The sequence below is a fragment of the Acinetobacter sp. YH12144 genome, from assembly GCF_013418345.1.
Classification (GTDB): Bacteria; Pseudomonadota; Gammaproteobacteria; order Pseudomonadales; family Moraxellaceae; genus Acinetobacter; species Acinetobacter amyesii.
The window spans coordinates 1-21,438 of sequence record NZ_VPCD01000028.1; the positions used below are offsets into that span (position 1 = coordinate 1).

General features: G+C 41.4%; 18 protein-coding genes, 1 rRNA gene and 1 pseudogene. 11 read left to right on the forward strand and 9 right to left on the reverse strand.

Going from position 1 to position 21,438, the window contains the following annotated elements; all coding sequences use genetic code 11:
* The 5 genes from rrf to FTU79_RS15080 all read left to right on the forward strand — a co-directional run.
* Nucleotides 1-101 (forward strand): 5S ribosomal RNA (rrf, locus tag FTU79_RS15060); the annotation flags it as partial.
* Nucleotides 102-320: 219 nt separating this feature from the next.
* Nucleotides 321-872 carry a DUF4256 domain-containing protein gene (locus tag FTU79_RS15065; RefSeq protein ID WP_180051152.1) on the forward strand — a complete coding sequence of 184 codons (552 nt, stop codon included), beginning with the start codon at nt 321-323 and terminating at the stop codon, nt 870-872.
* Nucleotides 873-1,279: 407 nt separating this feature from the next.
* Complete coding sequence (locus FTU79_RS15070; protein WP_180051154.1) at nt 1,280-2,629, forward strand: MFS transporter; 1,350 nt, start codon at nt 1,280-1,282, stop codon at nt 2,627-2,629.
* Between the two features lie 96 nt (nt 2,630-2,725).
* Nucleotides 2,726-4,003: a phospholipase D family protein gene (locus FTU79_RS15075; protein WP_180051157.1), complete on the forward strand. Its 1,278-nt coding sequence runs from the start codon at nt 2,726-2,728 to the stop codon at nt 4,001-4,003.
* Between the two features lie 21 nt (nt 4,004-4,024).
* A complete protein-coding gene (locus FTU79_RS15080) occupies nt 4,025-4,336 on the forward strand; it encodes an ankyrin repeat domain-containing protein (protein WP_111886056.1) in 312 nt (103 codons plus the stop codon).
* Nucleotides 4,337-4,403: 67 nt separating this feature from the next.
* Here the strand turns inward: FTU79_RS15080 and FTU79_RS15085 are convergent, their stop codons facing one another.
* Complete coding sequence (locus tag FTU79_RS15085; RefSeq protein WP_180051160.1) at nt 4,404-4,997, reverse strand: type 1 glutamine amidotransferase domain-containing protein; 594 nt, start codon at nt 4,995-4,997, stop codon at nt 4,404-4,406.
* Nucleotides 4,998-5,440: 443 nt separating this feature from the next.
* On the opposite strand from FTU79_RS15085, the gene FTU79_RS15090 reads away from it, so the two are divergent.
* Nucleotides 5,441-6,616 carry a PQQ-dependent sugar dehydrogenase gene (locus FTU79_RS15090; protein WP_373685666.1) on the forward strand — a complete coding sequence of 392 codons (1,176 nt, stop codon included), beginning with the start codon at nt 5,441-5,443 and terminating at the stop codon, nt 6,614-6,616.
* A gap of 92 nt (nt 6,617-6,708) precedes the next feature.
* Here the strand turns inward: FTU79_RS15090 and FTU79_RS15095 are convergent, their stop codons facing one another.
* A complete protein-coding gene (locus FTU79_RS15095) occupies nt 6,709-7,749 on the reverse strand; it encodes a TauD/TfdA family dioxygenase (RefSeq protein ID WP_180051163.1) in 1,041 nt (346 codons plus the stop codon).
* A 280-nt stretch (nt 7,750-8,029) separates the two neighbouring features.
* Nucleotides 8,030-8,557, reverse strand: coding sequence for a hypothetical protein (locus tag FTU79_RS15100; protein ID WP_180051166.1), 528 nt, complete (start codon nt 8,555-8,557; stop codon nt 8,030-8,032).
* 383 nt (nt 8,558-8,940) lie between these two features.
* On the opposite strand from FTU79_RS15100, the gene FTU79_RS15105 reads away from it, so the two are divergent.
* Together FTU79_RS15105 and FTU79_RS15110 are read left to right on the forward strand one after the other, a co-directional pair.
* Nucleotides 8,941-9,336: a tautomerase family protein gene (locus FTU79_RS15105; protein WP_180051169.1), complete on the forward strand. Its 396-nt coding sequence runs from the start codon at nt 8,941-8,943 to the stop codon at nt 9,334-9,336.
* 490 nt (nt 9,337-9,826) lie between these two features.
* A complete protein-coding gene (locus FTU79_RS15110) occupies nt 9,827-11,116 on the forward strand; it encodes a glutamate carboxypeptidase (protein WP_180051172.1) in 1,290 nt (429 codons plus the stop codon).
* 326 nt (nt 11,117-11,442) lie between these two features.
* Here the strand turns inward: FTU79_RS15110 and FTU79_RS15115 are convergent, their stop codons facing one another.
* The 5 genes from FTU79_RS15115 to ribF all read right to left on the reverse strand — a co-directional run bounded on the left by FTU79_RS15115 (nt 11,443) and on the right by ribF (nt 17,049).
* Nucleotides 11,443-11,985: an NADPH-dependent FMN reductase gene (locus FTU79_RS15115; protein WP_180051195.1), complete on the reverse strand. Its 543-nt coding sequence runs from the start codon at nt 11,983-11,985 to the stop codon at nt 11,443-11,445.
* A 145-nt stretch (nt 11,986-12,130) separates the two neighbouring features.
* Entirely contained in the window at nt 12,131-12,613 is a 483-nt protein-coding gene (locus FTU79_RS15120) for a peptidylprolyl isomerase (protein ID WP_078190656.1), read from the reverse strand.
* Nucleotides 12,606-13,145, reverse strand: coding sequence for a signal peptidase II (lspA, locus tag FTU79_RS15125; protein ID WP_078190655.1), 540 nt, complete (start codon nt 13,143-13,145; stop codon nt 12,606-12,608). The genes FTU79_RS15120 and lspA overlap by 8 nt, the downstream gene beginning before the upstream one ends.
* Nucleotides 13,138-15,984: an isoleucine--tRNA ligase gene (gene ileS / locus FTU79_RS15130; RefSeq protein ID WP_180051175.1), complete on the reverse strand. Its 2,847-nt coding sequence runs from the start codon at nt 15,982-15,984 to the stop codon at nt 13,138-13,140. The genes lspA and ileS overlap by 8 nt, the downstream gene beginning before the upstream one ends.
* 63 nt (nt 15,985-16,047) lie before the next feature.
* Nucleotides 16,048-17,049: a riboflavin biosynthesis protein RibF gene (gene ribF / locus FTU79_RS15135; RefSeq protein ID WP_168379800.1), complete on the reverse strand. Its 1,002-nt coding sequence runs from the start codon at nt 17,047-17,049 to the stop codon at nt 16,048-16,050.
* A gap of 208 nt (nt 17,050-17,257) precedes the next feature.
* Here ribF and FTU79_RS15140 point away from each other — a divergent pair.
* The 3 genes and pseudogenes from FTU79_RS15140 to FTU79_RS15150 all read left to right on the forward strand — a co-directional run bounded on the left by FTU79_RS15140 (nt 17,258) and on the right by FTU79_RS15150 (nt 20,418).
* A pseudogene (locus FTU79_RS15140) lies at nt 17,258-18,398 on the forward strand (TDT family transporter).
* Between the two features lie 259 nt (nt 18,399-18,657).
* A complete protein-coding gene (locus FTU79_RS15145; RefSeq protein ID WP_180051178.1) occupies nt 18,658-19,734 on the forward strand; it encodes an aromatic ring-hydroxylating dioxygenase subunit alpha in 1,077 nt (358 codons plus the stop codon).
* A 117-nt stretch (nt 19,735-19,851) separates the two neighbouring features.
* Nucleotides 19,852-20,418 carry a 5'-nucleosidase gene (locus FTU79_RS15150; protein ID WP_111886021.1) on the forward strand — a complete coding sequence of 189 codons (567 nt, stop codon included), beginning with the start codon at nt 19,852-19,854 and terminating at the stop codon, nt 20,416-20,418.
* Between the two features lie 69 nt (nt 20,419-20,487).
* Here FTU79_RS15150 and FTU79_RS15155 read toward each other — a convergent pair whose 3' ends face one another.
* The gene (locus FTU79_RS15155; RefSeq protein WP_078190649.1) at nt 20,488-21,108 is read right to left on the reverse strand and encodes a TetR/AcrR family transcriptional regulator; all 621 of its coding nucleotides are present in this window, start codon (nt 21,106-21,108) and stop codon (nt 20,488-20,490) included.
* Nucleotides 21,109-21,438 lie beyond the last annotated feature (330 nt).

Below are 21,438 nucleotides of genomic sequence, written 5' to 3' on the forward strand. Positions count from 1 at the left end.
CAAGAGTGAACCACCTGATCCCTTCCCGAACTCAGAAGTGAAACCTCTTAGCGCTGATGGTAGTGTGGGGTTACCCATGTGAGAGTAAGTCATCGCCAGCTCATTATTCGAAACACCCCCAACTTAAACGTTGGGGGTTTTTTTTATGCGTGGAGAAAAAAGGGAAAAAAATAATAAGAAAAGCAGCAGGATAAAATAGGGAAATGATAGATATTTAAAAATAATACGGCTAAACAGCGCTAAAAATTTACATCAAGGTGAGTCTATATTCTTTATAGTGAAGTTCAGTCTCCAATGTATAAAAACAATAGGATGTGCAAATGCTCCAAGATCTCAATAAAGTCTCTATTTTAGAGATATTGCAGCAACGCTTTGAGGTAAATATGCAGCGTCATCCAGAATTGCTTTGGGATGATGTTAAAAAACAATTGATTGCACAGCCCTCAAAACTAAAAACTGTAATCGAAATGGAAAAAACAGGGGGTGAGCCAGATATTGTGAGGCTGAATCGGCAATCTCATGACCTGATATTTTATGATTGCAGCTTAGAGTCGCCAAAGCCTAGACGACGCTTATGTTATGACCGTGATGCCTTGGAGAACCGGAAGGATCATCCTCCCCAAAATAACGTTATAGATATGGTTCGAGACATCGGTGCTGAGCTACTGACAGAAGAGGACTATCGAGCGATACAGACAGTTTTTCATTTTGATTTAAAGACTTCGAGCTGGATTGTGACGCCAGCAGATATTCGGCAAAAGGGCGGGGCACTGTTTTGTGACCGACATTACGATCATGTATTTAGCTACCATAATGGCGCACAGTCATATTATGCGTCTCGTGGATTTCGCTGTAAGCTGGTGATTGCTTAATCTCAGCGCTATCAAGGTATTTAAAACAATCTAGAGTGTTCAGACGAACTTTTCTAAAGATATATTTTCGTTTGTTTTTTAGACATTTAAAATTTTTCTAAACTAAAGATAGAAATAAATGATGGTGTGTCGTTCTGAAGTTGAATGAAAGAATAGAAGAATTAGACCTAAAAACAAGGACATTATTATTTAAAAAAAGAAGTTAAATAATCATATATTGATAATGTTTAATAATTAAACTAAAGCATGAAAAATAACACAATTAACATGTACTTATAAGAGACTAGATTTATTAAACATACGTCTAATATCCCTAGAAAACACTGTTCCGTATATTCCGTGGCTGTTGAATTTTACTTAAAAATTCAATGAATGTTATGGACAAGTACTCATGGGAGATGAGAACGATGACAACGGAAAAAATAGACATAAATTCTGTAGTCGATAAGGCTAAATTTACCCCGTTCCACTTCAATGTAGTGGCTTGGTGCTTATTGATTATTTTATTTGATGGCTACGATTTAGCGATTAATGGCGTGGTTTTACCATTATTGATGCAAGACTGGGGCTTAAGTGCAATGCAAGCGGGGATGCTTGCTAGTACTGCGCTCGCAGGCATGATGTTTGGTGCCATGTTCTTTGGTTCTTTAGCAGATAAGATTGGCCGTAAAAAAGTCATCATGATCTGTATCGTTTTATTTAGTGGTTTGACCTTTGCTGGTGGTTTTGCGTCGAATCCAACAGAATTTGGTATTTTGCGTTTCTTGGCTGGTTTAGGGATTGGCGGTGTAATGCCTAACCTTGTGGCTTTAACGTCGGAATACGCGCCGCAGAAGATGCGTAGCACACTAGTAACGACGATGTTTAGTGGTTATGCAGTCGGTGGTATGATGGCGGCACTTTTAGGTTCATGGTTCACCCCTGACTTTGGTTGGCAAATCATGTTCTTTATTGCAGGTATTCCACTTTTCCTTTTACCTGTGATTTGGAAATTCTTACCTGAATCTTTGGCATTTATGGTGAAAGAAAACAAACAGGAAAAAGCCCGCAGTATCGTGAAGCGCTTAGCGCCTGAAGTGAAAGTGACTGAAAATACAGTGTTCACTTTACCGCAAGAAAATGTACCTGAAGCTGCTAACGTGGTGAGTTTGTTCCGCCGTGGTCGTGCCGTAAATACATTGCTGTTTTGGGTGGCGTTCTTTACGTGCCTATTGACCATGTATGCGCTAAGCAGCTGGTTACCAAAACTGATGATGGCAGCCGGTTATTCTATGGATAACAGCTTAATGTTCATGATGGTCATGAACGTGGGCGCAGTTGTGGGTATTGTTGGCGGTGGTATTTTGGCTGACCGTTTCCATTTAAAACCTGTGCTGATGGTTTTGGGTATGATGGGCGCGATTGTGATGAGCTTGATGGGCTTCCAATCGAATCAGTTCTTGCTATACATTTTGGTATTCTTGGCAGGTGCTGCATCTATTGGTTCGCAAATGCTGTTGTACAGCTATGTGGCGCAGTATTACCCACTTGCTGTACGTTCGACAGGTATTGGTTGGTCTTCTGCGATTGGTCGTATGGGCGCGATTGTAGGGCCGATTCTGATCGGTGGTTTGCTTGGTATGAACTTACCTGCTCATTTCAACTTTATGGCGGTAGGTTTACCTGTACTGATCACTGCAATCGCGGTTGCGTTGATTATGCATGAAAATGACAGTGATAAGATTGATGTTAAAGAAGCATCTACAGCCAAAGCTTAAGTTGTGATTCTTTAAAAAGAAAAGCCTCCGAAAGGGGGCTTTTTTATTTAATTTTTAGTATGTTATATGAATATTAATTTATAAAATGGTTAAAAAATGAAAGGAATTTTTACTAATACTAATTCTAAAAAAGATTTTTTTAGAGCTGGATTCATGAATAGTATTGAAGATGGAATGGAGGTCTATATTGCATCAGCATTCTTTACTGAATTTGATGTGATTGATGAGTTAATTCAAAGAAATTGCCGTATTAGAATAGTTGTTAGGTTAGGGTTTCCAACATCACCTATTGCTTTAAAACATCTTTTAAATAACAGCAAAAATATCGAAGCTAGATTTTATACTAATCCATCTTTTCACCCTAAATTATATATTTTAGGAGATAAAATAATTTTTGTAGGATCTGCAAATTTAACCAAAAGCGCTTTACTTACAAATCAGGAAATTATGATTGGGCTTCTATCTGATGATTCAAGATATGAGGAACTTATTATGCTATTTTCTGAATATTGGGATGCAGCCAAAGTCTTAACTTATGAAGAAGTTGAAAAATATGAAAAAATTTATAAAACATTTAAATCGACTTTAGATAGTGTTAATGATTTTGACTATGAAGTTGAACAAGTTTTAGGTGATGTGAATTTTCCTAACATCGAAAGATATGTACCAAGACAAAAAAAATCTGAGCTTTTTTTAGATAGTTTTTTAAAGTCGTATCAAGAATCGGTATCTGCATTCAATTTAATAGAACAAGTTTATAAGAGAAAAAGTCGAAAAATTGATTTGAATTTAATACCATTGAGGTTAGAAATTGATTCTTTTTTTAGTTTTGTTCGCGATCGGCATGCAATAAATGACATTTGGAAAGAACAAAAAATAGGTTGGGATACAAATAAAGAGGCGTTATTAAATCGCTTGATTGATGAGTGGATGAATACTAATTGGCCACATTTTGAAGATACAATTGTCCATTATAATTATCCATTAATTAATAAAATATTAGGTAGTAAGGCCGCTATAGAACTAGCTAAACCCGAACAAATAGTAGATGCTCTTTGCGTTGCACATTCATTCTATGATCGTCTAAGATTTTATAAAGGAGGTTTAAATACACTTAAACAAGAGTTTTTAAGAAATAATGATATATCTAGAATAAAGAAAACATTAATATATTTATTACATGATGAAAGTGTATCTTTGCCGAAACGTATAGCAGACTGTATTTTTGACCCTAAATATAAATTGAATGAATTTGGACAATCAAATATTCAGGAATTAGTTGGTTGGGTAAATAGTGAAGGCAAACCTGTTATTAATGGACGGACAACAAAGGTTTTACGATATTTTGGATTTAATGTAAGGCAAATTAGCTGAACAGAAATTAATGGATACAAAATGAAACTCAACTCATTCTCCCCAATCCCTGAAGAAGATGATGAACTGCATTTGCCTGAACTGGTGTACTGGGCATCTTTAGGTGAACTCGCAGAAGTCGAAAAATCTTTGGCGAATGGCACAGATGTAAACACTGCCGATGAAGAAGGCTATAGCGCACTGCATGCAGCAGCAGAGAATGGCTATTTAGACGTCGTAAAGCTTTTGGTAGGTAAAGGTGCAGACGTACAGCACAAAACCCAATACACAGCATTAGAGCTCGCAGAAATGGCAGGCAACGAGGATGTAGTGGCATACTTAAAAAATATGTAAGCCATATATCCTATAACTTAGATTTATAAAATACCCGCATGCAATATGCGGGTATTTTCCATTTGTATTATTGTTGCTGTTGCTGTTGCTGTTGCTGTTGCTGTTGCTGTTGCTGTTGCTGTTGCTCAAGCTCCTGCTGAATTGCTTGATTAAACGCAGGCAAGTCATCTGGACAGCGAGAAGTAATGAGCACCCAACCGCCCGTATTACAGCGGTGCACCTGCTCATCGACCCAATGTGCACCCGCATTTTCCAAATCCAAACGAATGCTTTTATAAGACGTCAGAGTTTTATCACGAATTCTTTCAGCATTAATGAGCGCCCAAGGACCATGACAAATTGCAGCAATAGGTTTTTGATGGTCAGCAAAGTTTTGAATAAGTCGCAGTGCATTTTCATCGATCCGTAGATGATCTGCATTGACAGTTCCGCCTGGAATTACTAAGACATCATAGTCTTCAGCATTTACGCTGCTCAATTGGGCATTGGGTTGAACTTCAGCTTCGACCTTTTTGTCGGCTTTTACTGTTTGGACAACCGCATGTTTAATAGCGGCATGAATGGCTTCAATTCCCTTTTCATTTAAATAATTTAATGGTTGGATCAGCTCGTCATGTTCAACACCGACATTTGACGTTATCACTAAAGCTTTTAAAGTCATGATTGACTCCTTGCAATGAGGATTGTCTACCACGCTAACAAGCTGACGGATTTGGGTATGTAATAATTTCGCAGGAAACTGTAAGAAGTTTTGACAGAGATGTTATGCGAAGGTTCTAGATTAGAGCGAACTTTTAAAAATCAGCTAGAAAAAGAAAACCCCGACGTCCTGTCGGGGTTTTCTTCGTATTTCGTGTTCTAGATACAACTCCTTGTTATATCTCACGTCCTGATGCAGAAACTTATTGTTATTGTTTTATGTTTCGGAAACTTCCTGTCTCCTGATAATTGTAGATTAGGCCTGTTTCTGAAACTTGGAAAGCCGCAATTTTCTGCATGTCATGTAAGCCAAAACGTACAAAATTATTCTGTTACCTTTCCAAAGAAAAATCATCTGATTAATTGATTAGAATCAAATGATTATAAAAGGGAAGGGAACAGTAAATGAAACAATGCATAAAATATTTTCGAACGCCTAGCCTCATCGTTGGCATCCTGATGACCGCCGTATGCCATGCAGAAAACACTGCATCTACAGCACAAGAGCGAACACCAAGCCAAACTCAAAATTCGGCACAAATCCAGCAAGAACAGCGCTTTAAAATACAAAAAATCGCTCAATTTAATGAACCTTGGGCCATCCAGCCACTTACAGACGGCCGTTTATTGCTGACTGAAAGAAAAGGTCAACTGATCATCTTTAATCCGCAAAACCAGCAAAAAATACAGGTGAAAAACCTTCCCAAAGTTGCCTATGGTGGACAAGGAGGATTAGGCGATATTGCACTTGATCCACAATTTGAAAAAAATCATCAAATATACCTGAGCTATGCAGAAGCAGGACAGGGCGGTTTTGGCGCTGTCATCGAAAAAGCCACATTAAACCTCAATGAAGCTGCGCCAAGTTTAAAACAGCGAAAAATCATTTGGAGGCAAATTCCAAAAGTAGAAGGTCAAGGCCATTATTCACACCGAATGCAGTTTGGAGCAGATGGAAAATTATGGGTGAGTTCGGGCGAACGTCAGAAGTTTGATCCTGCACAAGATCTGCAGTCAAATTTGGGTAAAGTGCTGCGCTTAAATAGTGATGGAACGCCTGCTGCAGATAATCCATTTCAGACCCAAGGCGAGGTTGCCAAGCAAGTGTGGAGCTTCGGGCACCGTAACCCTTTAGGCATGGCATTTGATGCAAAACAGCAACTTTGGGTGGCCGAAATGGGCCCGAAAGGCGGTGATGAGTTAAATCTGGTGCAGCGTGCGAAAAACTATGGCTATCCACATGTGTCGAATGGTGATCATTATGATGATCAACCGATTCCGGATCATCATACGCGGCCTGAATTTGAAGCGCCTGCCATCAGTTGGACACCCGTGATTTCACCATCGAGTTTGATGTTTTACCAAGGGCAAAAGTTCCCCTTGTGGAAAAATAAAGCGCTGATTGGCGGATTGTCGTCTCAAGTAATCGTGATTGTGGACACAGCACATCAACCGGCAACAGAAATCCAGCGCATCGACATGAAACAGCGGATCCGTGGCTTGATTGAAGCCAAAGATGGCGCCATTTGGGGGATTGAAGACGGTGAAAAAGCATGGTTATTCAAAATTGAGCCAAAATAGCGGCTAAAAAATAAACAAAAAATTCAAAAAAAAAAAAAAAGCCCCTACGGGGCTTCTCACATACATGCCTGCACGAATTTTAAATCAGTCAGCTAAGCCGCATAGTGCTCATCGGCATTAAAGGCATTGGCTTGAATTTGAATCAACTTACGATTTCCTTGTTCTCCATTCATCCGCCAATGCGCAATTTTAATATTATCAACGATCGCAACATCACCTTTATGCCACTGCAAAAGCAGGGCATCTTTATACATCGCATCAAAAAATTGCTGCTTTTCGGCATCGTTCCATTCAATTTGTTGACCTTCTGGCGTGTAAATTTCCCATGTCAGTTGCATGCCGTCAGCCGTTGAATCGATTTCAATCTCCCCGCGATTTTCAAAGCAATTTTTGGCCGCCTGATGGGCAAATGGATTGGTATTATTGGCAAAAGCCCACGGCTGAATGACATGCTTTTTTGTATCAGGGTGATGAATCACCAGTGGCGAACGCTGCAAGGTCAATTTGGCTTTTTTATCTTGTCGAATCTCTAGACTAAACGGGCTCTTTTTCAGCAATAATCGGTCAAATAGCCCCACCTCGCGCGCCGAGACATAAGAAAAATGGTTCCATGCGCCGAGATATTTTTCCTGTAGATGTTTCGGAAAATTCTCCCAAATCTGCTCTAAGTTATTAAATCCTGTTTCTGCCAAATACGTCGAAGGTTCCTGACAAAATAAGGCGATATAACGCGAGCGTTCTGAGCGTACTCCGCCTTCAACATGCGGGCCTTGTACCGAGTTTTCGACTGGACCCAATTGCACTGTGTTGCGGTCTATATAACGACGGTAGTCGCCAGCACCGAGCAAGTTCTCGCTGTATTTTCGCATCCAAGATGCAACCCAGCTGGGCATATTGGGGTTAAAAGCATTCCATGGGGTAAACTGAAAATATTGTTCAATCAGTTGGTTAAATTGTTCGGGTTGCTCGATGTTAAAACCACGAAACAGTAAGATGCCATTTTCATGGATTTGTTGTAAAAGCTCTTGTCGATGCGCGCCAATATATTGTGCAAGATCTTGTGGGCTATTGTGTTCTGGAGCGGCATGAAAAATGCGGGTAAAACTATTCAGTTGTTGCTGTTGCAATTGCATAGGTCATTCTCTAATTTTTTAATTCAATTTTTATTGTTGTCGCCTAATCCCTAAGCGCTGACAGTTCGAGCTGCTGAACTCGCAGCCGTTATTCTGTCTAAATTCTCTGCCGATTATAAGTACAGTTTTACTGTTGCGATGTAAGTATTGTTGATAAATTGCGATTTTTCGACGAATAGAGTGCGATCTCTGAATGAATGACGACATGAAAAAAGCCCTCGACATCCTATTGCAAAATCAATAAGTATTTGGACACCCATTCTTTTTTAAGTTGGACACTTTAATAAACGTATTCATTAATTTTGCAGTGTTCCTCAGTTGGTAATGTGAATACCATGCCACTCACCAACGAGCTAATACGATTACTTTCAGCCTTACGTTGCTTGGTATTCACCGACAGGGCATAAATGATCATTGTGTCCCGATACATTTTTTCAGGCTCAACTTTATAGTCAATTTCCGCAGCACAAACCATTTTTCTACTAACTTCGTGTGACGCTCTACGATAGACCTCACGATCATCACTAGCCAAAGTCAGCTTTCTTCGTAATTCTTGTGCATACTGCATATATACGCTAACAAATTCAGGGTTATTCCCATATTTGAGCTTTATGTATCCCTCAATATCATCACGCACACCATTACTATTTGCATCAATCCCACCAATGTTTTTTGTTTTATCTTCATTTTTTAGGAATTTTGATGTTCTCACTTCTTTTAGTGAATTCTGAATACTTAGATTAAGAAGCGAGGAACAGGCCATCAAAAGTATACTTAAGCAACTCAGTGCAATAACCGCTTTTTTCATAGGAATCATTTTACTTTTTTCGTTTAAATTTCGTTTTAGATGCAAAGAGTGTCTGAAAATAAGAGTGTCCAATTAAAAGAAGAATCTGTGTCCAGTACGATATACTATCAAGTGTCCAATTGGGCAAGAATATGCATCCTATCGAGGGCTTTTTAGATTCATTCTAAAGATATGACTCCTGTCATACCGATCAGCGTTCCTGCTGCATGTGCATTATTTATTTTTATTGCAAGACATCCTGTCTCTGTATGTTCTTACTATAGGCGCGTTGCTGTTGAGGCCATAGGCGTAAATACTGCAAGCGCTGTAGGTAAATGCCTACAGCAGAACGTCGCTAAATCCTGCTAGTGTAGTGATCTAAATAACAACAATGAGTTTCGCGCATGCCTGCAACACAAATCGATATACGGATGCAATACAGCATAGAACAAGAACAACAGTTGATAAATGCTGTCTTTGACGCCTTACAACAGAGTTTTCAACTGCCTCGATATGACCGCAATATACGTTTGCAAGTGCATGCGCTACATCGGTTTCAGGTGCTTGATCATTTGACGCAGCCTGAGCGCTTTACACATATCACCATCGATTGTTTTGCGGGACGAACCGTGGCAACCAAGCGTAAGTTATATCAAATGCTGGTGCAAAATTTGGTGGAATTTGGCATTCCGGCCGACCATATCATCATTACCTTACGTGAAAGCCCTCTAGAAAATTGGGGGATACGAGGTGGTCAAGCCGCTTGTGATGTCGATTTAGGTTTTCAGGTCGATGTTTAGTCTGTGCAAATACATGGAATGTTGCTTTCACATCGCCTAAACGAAAAAAGCCCCGACATCCTGTCGGGGCTTTTTCGGATTCATTCTAGCGGTATAACTCCTGTCCTACCGTTAAGCTTCCTGCTCATTGTCTTATCATTGTTGTTTTATGTTCAGTGACATCCTGTCGCTGTATGACCTTAATATAAAAGTAATCCAATAACGTGAATAGTGTCTATTATCCGCATCTAATGTAAGCCAAAACGTACAACACTTAAATTTTAATTCTGACCGTTCCTTCAAGGCATTGCATAGCAGCTAGGCTCTCGAATGCTAGATCTATGTTTCCAAATCGATCTAAACCGCTTTTAAAACAGCTGGAAGCTGGTTTTGAAGTGACTAAAAGCTTTATCAGCGGTGTTACATATTTTTGCGATTAATTGGTTGAATGGTGAACTAATTTATCAGACATTAAAAATTCATAATGAAAAATATACAGGGAATAAGATCGATGCTAAGAACACTTACACAACAACGGACGACGTCAAAACTTCAGCTCGCATTAGGTTGTGCCATTGCGCTTAGTGCTTCAGCAAATTGGGCAGCATCTCCACAAGAGATTAAGAAAATTGCGGAAAGTCAAAAACACAGTTATTTAGAGACCTTGAAAACCTTGGTCAATATTGAATCTGGCAGTAAAGATATTGAGGGTTTGAATCAAATTGCCAAGGTGGTCGCAGAGCAATTAAAAGCCACAGGGGCTGAGGTGAACGTGATTCAGCCCAAAGACATCATGAAACTCGATGGTGCGCCAGATCAGACAGGGCCGATTGTAAAAGCGGTACTGAAAGGCAAAGGTAAAACGAACATTATGTTGTTGGCACATAATGATACGGTGTATCAAAAGGGCCAATTGCAAGGTCAACCGTTTCGTATAGATGGTAATAAAGCCTATGGTTTAGGTATTTTGGACGACAAGCAAGGTGTTGCTGCAGTGATTCATGTCTTGGATATGCTGAAACAGCTGAAGTACCAAGATTACGGCACCATTACGGTGTTAATTAATTCAGATGAAGAAATCAGTTCACCCGGCTCGCGCCAATTGATTATGGATACAGCTCAAAATCAGGACGTTGTCCTCTCCTTTGAAACCGGTGGTTTAGAGGGAAGTTTGATGTTAGCCACTAGTGGGATTGGTGCGGCTTATTTAGATATTAAAGGGCGGGGTTCGCATGCGGGGGTAAAACCTGAAGCAGGGGTCAATGCCTTGACAGAACTGGCTTTTCAGATTCAACAATTAGAAAATCTATCCAATCCGAAAACGGGTTTAAAGCTGAATTGGACTGTTGCGACGGCTGGAAAAACCCGAAATGTGATTCCTGACCATGCGACAGCGCAGGCAGATGCTCGTTCCTTAAAACCACAAGATTTTGCTGAGTTGGAAAAAACCTTGAAGCAAAAAGTCAAAACCAAAAAATTGGCGGAAAGTCAGGTCGAGGTCAAATTTGAAGTCCGTCGACCACCTTTAGAAGCCAGTCCACAAGCCAAAAAATTGGCCGCGACAGCCCAGCAGATTTACACAAACAAATTAAAGCTGCCGATGAAAGTTGAAACGACCGCTTGGGGTGGTGGTACTGATGCCGCTTTTGCTGGGGTTAGTTCGAGAGCCGCGATCATTGAGGGACTAGGCATGTCAGGTGATGGATTACATTCAGATAAAGCTGAATATATTTTGACAGATTCTATCGTACCGCGTTTGTACCTGGTGACGCGTTTAATTGTGGAGAGTTCTAAAAAGTAATCGTATCCGATTGGGTGAGACCCATTGAGCCATGGCCCTGAGTTCGGTTGTGGCTCATGTTAGAGCTATTCTTGTGTAGCATTTGAAATGAAAAAAGCCTCGACATCCTGTCGAGGCTTTTTTCAGATTCATTCTAGCGGTATAACTCCTGTCCTACCGTAAGCTTCCTGCTTAGTCTTATCATTGTTGTTTTATGTTCAGTGACATCCTGTCTCTGTATGTTTTAACTTTATCGTGGATGATGCATGGGGTATAGCTGCCATCTGCCGAAAATAATGTAAGCCTGAACCTACAAAAGGCGGCATTTATCACGCGAACGGCAAGAATTAAGCACTCACATATTGCAGTAATTTTTTGAAAATCGCTTTAACCGCTTTGCTATCAAATTCATTCGGTTCGAATTTATCTGCTTGATTACGCGTGAAAATGTCACGAATTTCAACCACAGCATTACTGTCAATTAAGCCCAATTGGGTTGCCACTTGGCGAATTTGATCAATCGAACGTGAACCATTGGTGCCACCATAGCTAACGTATGCTGCAGGTTTTCCGCCCCATTCTTTACCGAGGTAATCCAACGCATTTTTGAGTGCAGGGCTATAACCGTGGTTATATTCAGGGCTAATGAAAATAAATGCGTCGCCTTGCGCGATTTTATCTGCCCATACTTGTTGTTTGGGTTGGTCATAAATTCCTGTTAATGGCGGATGTGCGCCTGCAAAAATTGGCAGATCCCATTCTTTTAAATCGACAATTTCAGTTTCTACGGTACTGTAGTCATAGCTTTCGATTTCTGAAAGTAGCCAGTTGGCAATTTTAATTGCCGTACGGCCTTCGCGGACACTGCCGACAATAATATGCAGTTTCATCATATTTCCCGTCTTGTTTTAAAGTCTTGCATTAAATTAATATGAATTCGGTCCGTTGCATATACAGAAAATGTATCGAGTCGATTGATAGTTATAAAAATAGTGATAAAAAAAGCTCCCGAAGGAGCTTTTCATTTGCTGAAACTTAGATCAGTTTTACGCCTTGTTGACCGGCAGGGGTCACTTTGAAAATTTCAACTTCAAAGGTGATATTTTTACCGGCTAGAGGGTGGTTGAAATCCACTTCGGTAATGTCTTCACCTACAGTTTTGATCACCCCATACAGACTTTGTTTGGCTTTATCTTCAAACTCAATCATATGGCCTTCAACAGGACGTTGCTCAAATTTGACAGTATCAAATTTTTGTACGTTTTCCGGGTTCCATGGACCAAAAGCATCTTCAGGAGGAAGGCTCACAGTACGGCGGTCACCTGCACGTAAACCGAATAAAGCTTTCTCAAAACCCGGTAATAAGCTGCCATCACCCATGACAAGGCTGACAGGTTCAGCACGGCTACGGGTATTGTCAATTTCTACGCCATTTTCAATAGCAACAGAAAAGTGAAGGTCTACTTTAGAACCTTCTTCAATACGAGTTTCCTCGTTAGGATTGATAAAATCAGTCATTTTGCGCTTCCGCACGTTGAATTCGGTGTTTTTCTAAGAAAAACGTATCGATAAGAAGCAGAATCGTGCCTAATGTAATGGCACTGTCTGCAATATTAAATGCAGGAAAGTGGCTGTTGTTGTAATACACGTGAATGAAATCCACCACATAACCTAAAGATACGCGGTCAATTAAGTTGCCTATTGCGCCGCCTAAAATCAGGGCAATGGCAATTGGAAGGACTTTCACGTTTTTTGGCATACGCATGAGCCAAAATACAAAAATGACAGACACAAGTCCTGCGAGTGAAGTAAAGAAATAACGTTGCCATCCACCGGCATCGGACAAGAAACTAAAGGCAGCGCCATAGTTATGTAGTAATGTCCAGTTTAAAAAGGGCATGACAGGTACAGGATCTGCGTAGTTCAGATGTGTACTTGCAATCCATTTGGTCCATTGATCCAAAATAATGGCAACAATGGATAAGCCCACCCACACTAAATTGTGTGGGTAGAATTGAAAGAAGCCCTTTTTTTCTTGTGGATTAGGCATATTTTCTCTCTTCGCCTTGACCTGTAGGAAGGTTAATAATACAACGAGAACAAAGACCTGGATGTTCGTGATGTGTATTCACATCTGGCAGTACATGCCAGCAGCGTGCACATTTTTCACCGTCAGCACCAGAGACTTTGACATTTAAACCGTCAAGGTCAGAGGCTTCGCCTTGTGCTGCGTCAAATTCATTAACAATCACTTGAGAGGTGATGAGGACAAAACGCAGTTCTTCACCGAATTTGTCTAAAACAGCTTTCAGTTCAGCATTGGCCCAAAGTTCAACTTTGGCAGACAAGTTTGAACCCACAGTTTTTGCAGTACGTGCAGCTTCAATAAACTTGTTTACTGCAGATTTGACGGTGATCAAGGTTTGCCATTCAGCTTCAGTCACCAGATTCGCTGTAGAGGCTACAGGAATGTCATACCACTCCGCAGTAAATACATATTTCTCAGATTGCTCTGGAATCAACGGCCAAGCTTCTTGTGCGGTAAAGCTCAAGATAGGAGACATCCAACGGACAAAGGCCTGAACCAAGTGATACAACGCCGTTTGTGCAGAATGACGCGCTGCTGAGTCTGCTTTGGTGGTGTACTGACGGTCTTTGATGATGTCGAGGTAAAAACCACCCAAGTCATTAATACAGAAGTTGGTCAATGCGCTAGTCACGATATGGAAGTTCATATCTTCATAAGCTTGTTGAATAGTTTTTTGTACTTCCGCAGCACGTTGCAAGATGTATTGATCCAGTGCGATCAATTGATCGACAGGCAAAGCATCAGTCGATGGTTTGAAGCCATTCAAGTTAGCCAACAAGAAACGCAACGTATTACGGATACGGCGGTAACCATCTGATGCACGGCTGAAGATTTCTTTACCTGCAGTCATTTCATAACGGTAGTCTGCAGACGCAATCCAGAAACGTAGGCCATCTGCACCCATGTCTTTAATGATGTCTTGCGGAGTGATCACGTTACCGATCGACTTCGACATTTTGCGGCCTTTTTCGTCCACAACGAAGCCGTGAGTCAATAAGCCTTTGTACGGTGCGCGGTTATTAATCGCCATAGATGTTAACAATGAAGATTGGAACCAGCCACGATGTTGGTCAGAACCTTCAAGGTACAAGTCAGCAGGGTCTTGCAATTCTTCACGTTCACGAAGTACTGCAAAGTGTGTTGTTCCAGAGTCAAACCAAACGTCTAGAGTGTCACGAACCGCATTGTACTGCTCTGCATCTGCACCGATAAACTCAGATGCATCACGGTTATACCAACCGTCAATACCTTCTTGTTCAATCAGCTTCGCTACTTCTTCGATCAGCTCAGGCGTACGTGGGTGAAGTTCGTTAGTATCTTTATGCACGAAGAATGGAATCGGCACGCCCCATGTACGTTGACGTGAGATACACCAGTCTGGACGACCTTCAATCATCGATTGGATACGGTTTTTACCCCAATCCGGTACGAAGCTGATGTCATTTTCAATCGCGTTCAATGCACCTTGGCGTAAACCTTTTGCATCCATGCTGATAAACCATTGCGGTGTTGCACGGAAGATAATCGGTGTTTTATGGCGCCAGCAATGTGGGTAGCTATGTTTGATCACCACATGTGCCCAAAGTTTGCCTGCTTCGGTTAAAGCAGCAATGATTTTTGGATTGGCTTTGTAGATGTGTTCGCCTGCAAAAATTGGCGCACTCGGTAAATATACACCGTTGCCGCCGACTGGATTGTCGACTTTCAGGTTGTATTGTAGGCCAACTTTATAGTCGTCCACACCATGGCCTGGCGCGGTATGTACAGCACCTGTACCACTGCCATCAGTTACATGCTCACCTAAGATTACTGGTACTTGGCGTTCAGCAATTAACGGATGTTGTAGTACTAGGTTTTCAAGTTTTGCACCAGCAAACTCAGCAATCACTTCAACTGCATTAAAGCCATAACGCTGCGTTGCAGATTCAACCAATGATTTTGCAAGGATGAAGTTTTGCGCTGCTTTGTCTTCGCCAGTTGCTTTCACCAATTGGTATTCAAGTTCAGCGTGTAGAGCAACCGCTTGGTTGGCAGGCATAGTCCAAGGCGTAGTTGTCCAGATCACGATATCTGTAGAATCGCTAACTGTAACACCTAGGCGTGCAGATAAATCAGCTAAATCAACAACGCTAAAACCAACGTCAATCGCATCTGATTTTTTGTCTTCGTATTCCACTTCAGCTTCAGCTAAGGCAGAACCACAGTCCAAACACCAGTTCACAGGTTTAAGACCCGGCTCAATATGGCCTGCTTTGGCAATTTCACCGAGCGAACGAACGATGTCGGCTTCTTGTTTGAAGTTCATGGTGAGGTAAGGGTTGTCCCAATCACCAAACACACCCATACGCACGAAGTCTTTTTTCTGTAATTCAACTTGGGTGTAGGCATATTCACGGCAGGCTTTACGGAAAGTTGAGGCATCTACTTTCACGCCGACTTTACCGACTTTTTCTTCAACTTTCAGTTCGATTGGAAGACCGTGACAGTCCCAACCTGGTACATACGGTGCGTCAAAACCGTCCATTACACGGCTTTTGATGATGATGTCTTTCAGGACTTTGTTTACCGCATGGCCTAAGTGGATTTGGCCATTTGCGTATGGAGGGCCGTCATGAAGCACATATTTTTTCTTGCCAATACGCGATGCACGAATCTGCTGATAAATGTTGTCGGCATACCACTCTTCTAACCATTTCGCTTCACGTACTGCGAGATTTGCTTTCATCGCAAATTCAGTACCTGGGAGGTTTAGCGTGGCTTTATAATCCACTGCATTTTCAGGAGTTTGCTTATCGCTCATGCAAGTTGTCTTCCAAATTTATCAGCCCGTTGACTGACGCGTTTTACAATAAATAATCGGGGTTTAAAAGGGGAAATGAGGGTGCTGACCTCGAAACTCAAGGAGTTTTTCGACGTCGTCATCAATTCCGGCTTTCAATGCTTCAAGCGAAGGGTAGTCCTTTTCGCCATGTAAAAAGTTCAAGAACGTCACCCGCATTAACAGGCCATACAGATTAGCAGAAACATCAGGAAAATGTACTTCTAATCGCCATTCAGGATGTTCCTGTTTAATCGCGGGACGCGTACCAACATGCCCTGCACCAAACAGGGCAGAGGGTGCATAACCTGCAACCCCTAATTTGTCAGCATTTTCGTTTTTTACTTTATCTGTTAAAGATTCGGTTTCACAAATGACATCGACTGCATAAATGCCATTTAAACAAGGTTTATGACGGTTTAAACGCACATTAATGGTAGGAAAATTAATGGTGCGACCGATTTGATCGCCATACTGCACACGACCGGTGATGCTATAAGGACGACCTAAAAGTTTTGCGGCATGGGCAAGGTCGCCTGCTTGTAATGTCTGACGAACCAGTGTCGAACTGACACGTTCGCCATCAACTTCGACATTTTGCAGGGCTGTGACTTGGAAGCCGTATTGGCGTAAAAATTCGCTATTGCCTTGGCGGTTTTTGCCAAAGTGATGATCTTCGCCCAAAACTAAACTTTGTGTATTGAGTTTATTTTTTAAAATATCGGCAAATTCTTCGGCGCTGAGATTACGAAAGGCATTGTCAAATTTCGCCACCACAATATAGTCGACGCCTAGTTCAGTTAAATATTCGACTTTTTCACGTAGTGAACTGATTCGAGGCGGTGCATCATAAGCTTTAAAGAATTCAAGCGGTTGTGGCTCAAAAATCATCACAGCTGTTTTTAAGTTTTGTTGCTGTGCTATGTCTTTGAGCTGGCTGACCATCGCTTGATGACCCAAATGTACACCATCAAAATTGCCAATGGTCACGGCAGTTTTGGGGAGTTCTAAGTGGGGCGCTAAAGCATTCAGACGGAGCAGCTTCATGGGCGAATCAATTGTTGAAAATGTTTGAGGGCTATATATTGCCATAATCTTCTGCGTTCGTCTTGTTGTTGTGTTTTTACTCAAGTTTTTTTATGCAGAGATGAATTTACTATCAATAAAATAAATTATAAAAATAAATATTAATCAATTTTTCTTGTTTAATGGTGTGCTTAAACTATAGACATTCCATTTTGATGAGCATCATGCGATGAAAATGCCATTTTATCAACTCCAGCATAAACAAGACTTGATTCGTCATTTCACCCCAAACTGGTTTACGGTGGTGATGGGCACAGGTGTGGTGGCCCTCATTTTACCATCTATAGCGGTGGCGCCGCAGTGGATGTGGTCCTTCGGAGCAGCGCTGTGGCAGATCAGCATCGTGTTGTTCATATTGTTTAGTGGGATGTATCTCAGCCGATGGATATTGTACCCACAAGCAGATTTTCCAGCATCCAGTGATGAGTTTATTTCTTGGGGCGATCCCCATGGCACTGGCAACCCTGATCAATGGCGCATTGAAATTTGGCACCACGCTATACACAGAGTTTTTGGGCATGAGCATCATCACATGGGCTGAATATTTATGGTATGTCGATGTGTTGATGTCAATAGCGATTGCATGGTGTGTTCCATTTCTGATGTTTAGTCGTCAGCAACATGCGCTGCAAGGCATGACCGCAGTATGGTTATTGCCGATAGTGGCTTGCGAGGTGGTTGCCAGTTCAGGCGGTTTATTGTTGGCGCATTTACCTGCACAGGCCCATTCTGTCCATATTTTGCTGGGGAGTTATCTGCTTTGGGGGATCTCAGTATTTCCTGCATTTGCCATCTTAAGCATCTTGTTGCTGCGTCTGGCTTTACATCAATTGCCAAGTAAGGAAATGGCGATCAGCAGTTGGTTGGCCTTAGGACCGATTGGGACAGGGGCTTTAGCGCTGTTACTTTTGGGCGAGCAAGCCCCACGTATTTTGACAGCAGTAGACTTGGCAGATTTAGGACAGGTGTTGCTTCAAGGCGGCGTGTTCGCAGCCCTTGTTCTGCTCGGATTTGGTGTATGGTGGTTTGGAATCGATATACTCATCACGCTAAAACATTTACGAGATTTACCCTTTAATCTCGGGTGGTGGGCGATGACATTTCCATTCGGCGTTTTTAGTTTGGCGGTCATCAATTTGGCGGAACATACGCAATTAAATGCTATCCAACAGTGCGGCACCTTTTTTGCAGTTTTGCTCTGTACGCTTTGGTTATTGGTGATGCTGAAAACTATACAAGGGTTTTATCGTGGCAGCTTATTTTTTTCTCCGTGTTTAAAAGCGTATTGTGAGGCTCAGAGCACATCTTAAATTATGTCGGGTGAATGTAAATCCGTTGAAGAAAAATATAGCGCGTTGGCTTTGACGGATTTCAGCAAACAAATATAGAGCTTCTGCAAGCGTGTGATGCAGTTACGTTATTTTGCTATCCAAGCAAAACATTCATGTATAAAATTTGCGCGTATTTTTAAGAGATCAACAGGTTTCGAGATATAAACTTGCTTGTAGTGTAGGTGCTAGAGTAAGGATTATGGATTAAAACAAAAAAGATAAAAATAAGGATCGAATTATGTGTAATCAAACCCGTTTTTGGGATGATGCCAAAGGATTATTAGAAGAATGGTACGTCGCTTGTACCTCTAAAGAACTCAAAAAAGATCAGCCTTTTTCAGCCACCCTGCATGGTAAAAAATTTGTTCTGTTCCGACAAAAAGATGGAACAGCCGCTGCATTGCTCGATCAATGTGTGCATCGTGGTGTGCCTTTGTCTAAGGGTAAAATGACCGATGGCTGCGTGACATGTCCATATCATGGTTGGTCGTATCAGGGCGATGGGCATGTGGCGCATATTCCTAGTGTCAATGGACAATTTTTTCCAGAAAAACCGCATCCCTTTAAACAGCGTAGTTTTGATGTATGTGAGCAAGATGGGGTGGTATGGATTTATCTCGGTGAAAAGCCCAAACAGGAACGCCCGGAAATATTTAAATTACCGTTTTATGATCAAGCCGGCTGGGTCAGCTATTACATGGTCGGCAGTTATGATGGCGAGATGGGCGCTGTTGCACAGAATATAATGGATGTAACCCATACCATATTTGTCCATGAAGGCTGGTTTCGTTCAGAGTCGGGAAAAGCCGTGGATGCCACCATAGATGTCGGGCCGCGCAAAGTAGTCGTTGACTATCATGACCATGATGCAGATGTCGGCATGATGCCATGGCTGACCAATCCGCATGGTGCTGAACAGGTCCACCGCGACAGTTTTATCGCGCCGAATATTACCTTGGTGGAATACCATTGGGGAGAGCCATCGGGCATGGTGTTTAATAGTCTGATTAGCCCTGTGGGGCCGTATGAGTCACGGGTTTATACCTGTGTCAGTTATAAATTTCCGATTCCAAAATTGTTGTCTAAGGCATTGATGCCGGCTGTGAATGCCTATACTTGGGTGGTCAACAAACAAGACATTAAAATTTTGTCAGCGCGAAGAGCTGGCATCGAGCATATGCCGATGACCCATTCGCATAGTGTACGAGGGGATATGGCACATATTGCCTTAGAGAAGATTTTAGATGCCTTACGTCATGACCAACAATTGGTACCATCTTTTATTGGCAAGCGGCCGATGCAATTTCAAATTTGATAGCATTCAAATCTGCGTGAGGAATTTATTTTCTGAGCAATGTGATTTTTGAAGATGATTTTTTCTGCGCACGTGCAAATGTATGCTATATGAAGGCATCAATTTGAGGAGACCGCTATGCGTCAGCAAATCGCTTTAATTATGGCACTGCCGAGTGAATCTAAAGGCTTGTTTGAAGCCGCAGGCATTGAAGTACATTACAGTGGTATTGGTAAAGTCAATGCCGCATTTAAAGCCTTTGATGTGATTCAAAAAACCGGATGTCATACTTTGCTGAATTTGGGCACTGCGGGAAGTTCACATTTTGATGCACATGCTTTGGTTGAAGTAGCTCAATTTGTACAACGGGATATGGATGTATCGCCTTTGGGTTTTGATGTGGGGGTGACGCCGATGGATACCGATCATCCTGCTGAAATTCAGCCAGAGAGCATGTTTAGCCATTTGCCTAAAGGAATTTGTGGTACAGGCGACAGCTTTGAAACTGGGCTGCCGAAAGTACCGTGTAATCTTGTCGATATGGAAGGCTACGCAATCGCTAAAGTATGTAAAAAACTGGGTGTTCGCTTTGTATCGGTAAAATATATTACCGATGGTGCGAATGACACAGCGCATCTGGATTGGGAAGAAAATTTATTATTCGGCGCAAAGAAATTATTGAAATTATATCAAACAGTCAAATAAGGCATTTAGCTAATTTCGGTCGGCGACCATAGAATGCTATGGTCGTATGCCAATTCGACCCAATTCAATTTACTTTTCTGGGCGTGGAATTACACCGTAAAGCATCATATGAACGGTATGTTGAATAATCCGTTGTTGCATACTGCGATTACGTAAGGTTTTTCCAGTGACCATTTCCATTTGGGTTGCAAAGTCAGCATAGTTTTGCGTAATTGCCCAAATGTTCAGAATTAAAAGTTCTGGATCAATATCTTTTGAAATTTTACCTTGCTCTTGCCAGTTGCTAATGACTTTGGCTTTGCGTTTCACTAATTTTTTTAGTGGGCCTTTTAAAATTTCAAGAATGTGTGGTGCGCCCTGAATGACTTCAAGTGCGAACAAACGTGAGGCTTTCGGTTGCGTACGAGATACTTCAATTTTCTGCAATAGATAATTGGTGATCGCTTCTTCAGGCTCAAGGTCTGCTTCCAACATTTGTAGCGGAGCAAGCCACTTTTGTAGAACCGTTGTCAGAACTTCAACATAAAGCGCTTCTTTATTTTCATAGTAATAGAAAATATTCGATTTATGCATTTCTGCAATCTGTGCGATCTCATCCAAGCTGGCGCCATTGAAGCCATACAGGGAAAAGACATCCAGTGCTGCATTAAGCAACTGGTGGCGTTTCTGGGTACTCTTTTTTTGTTCCATTAGCTCTTTTAAGAAAATGAAAAGGGAATATTGAATTGTACGGCAAATCAACAGATTTGTGCACAATCATCGTTTCTAATTTTATGAATTTTGGCAGTTTATTCTATTCAACGGTCAAATAAATACGACGAATGCCATAATATTTCAAATAATCATTTTAGGGTGAAATTTAAATAAATCATTATTTTTAGTCATGGATTTATATGATTTGTCGTAATTTTTGTGATGTATTTGTCAACAGGCGATAAATCTCCCCTAAATGCTAAACGTGGTTATGTTGCGATATTGCTCTAGAACAGGACAGGAAGTCACACAGTTTAAGTGATGATT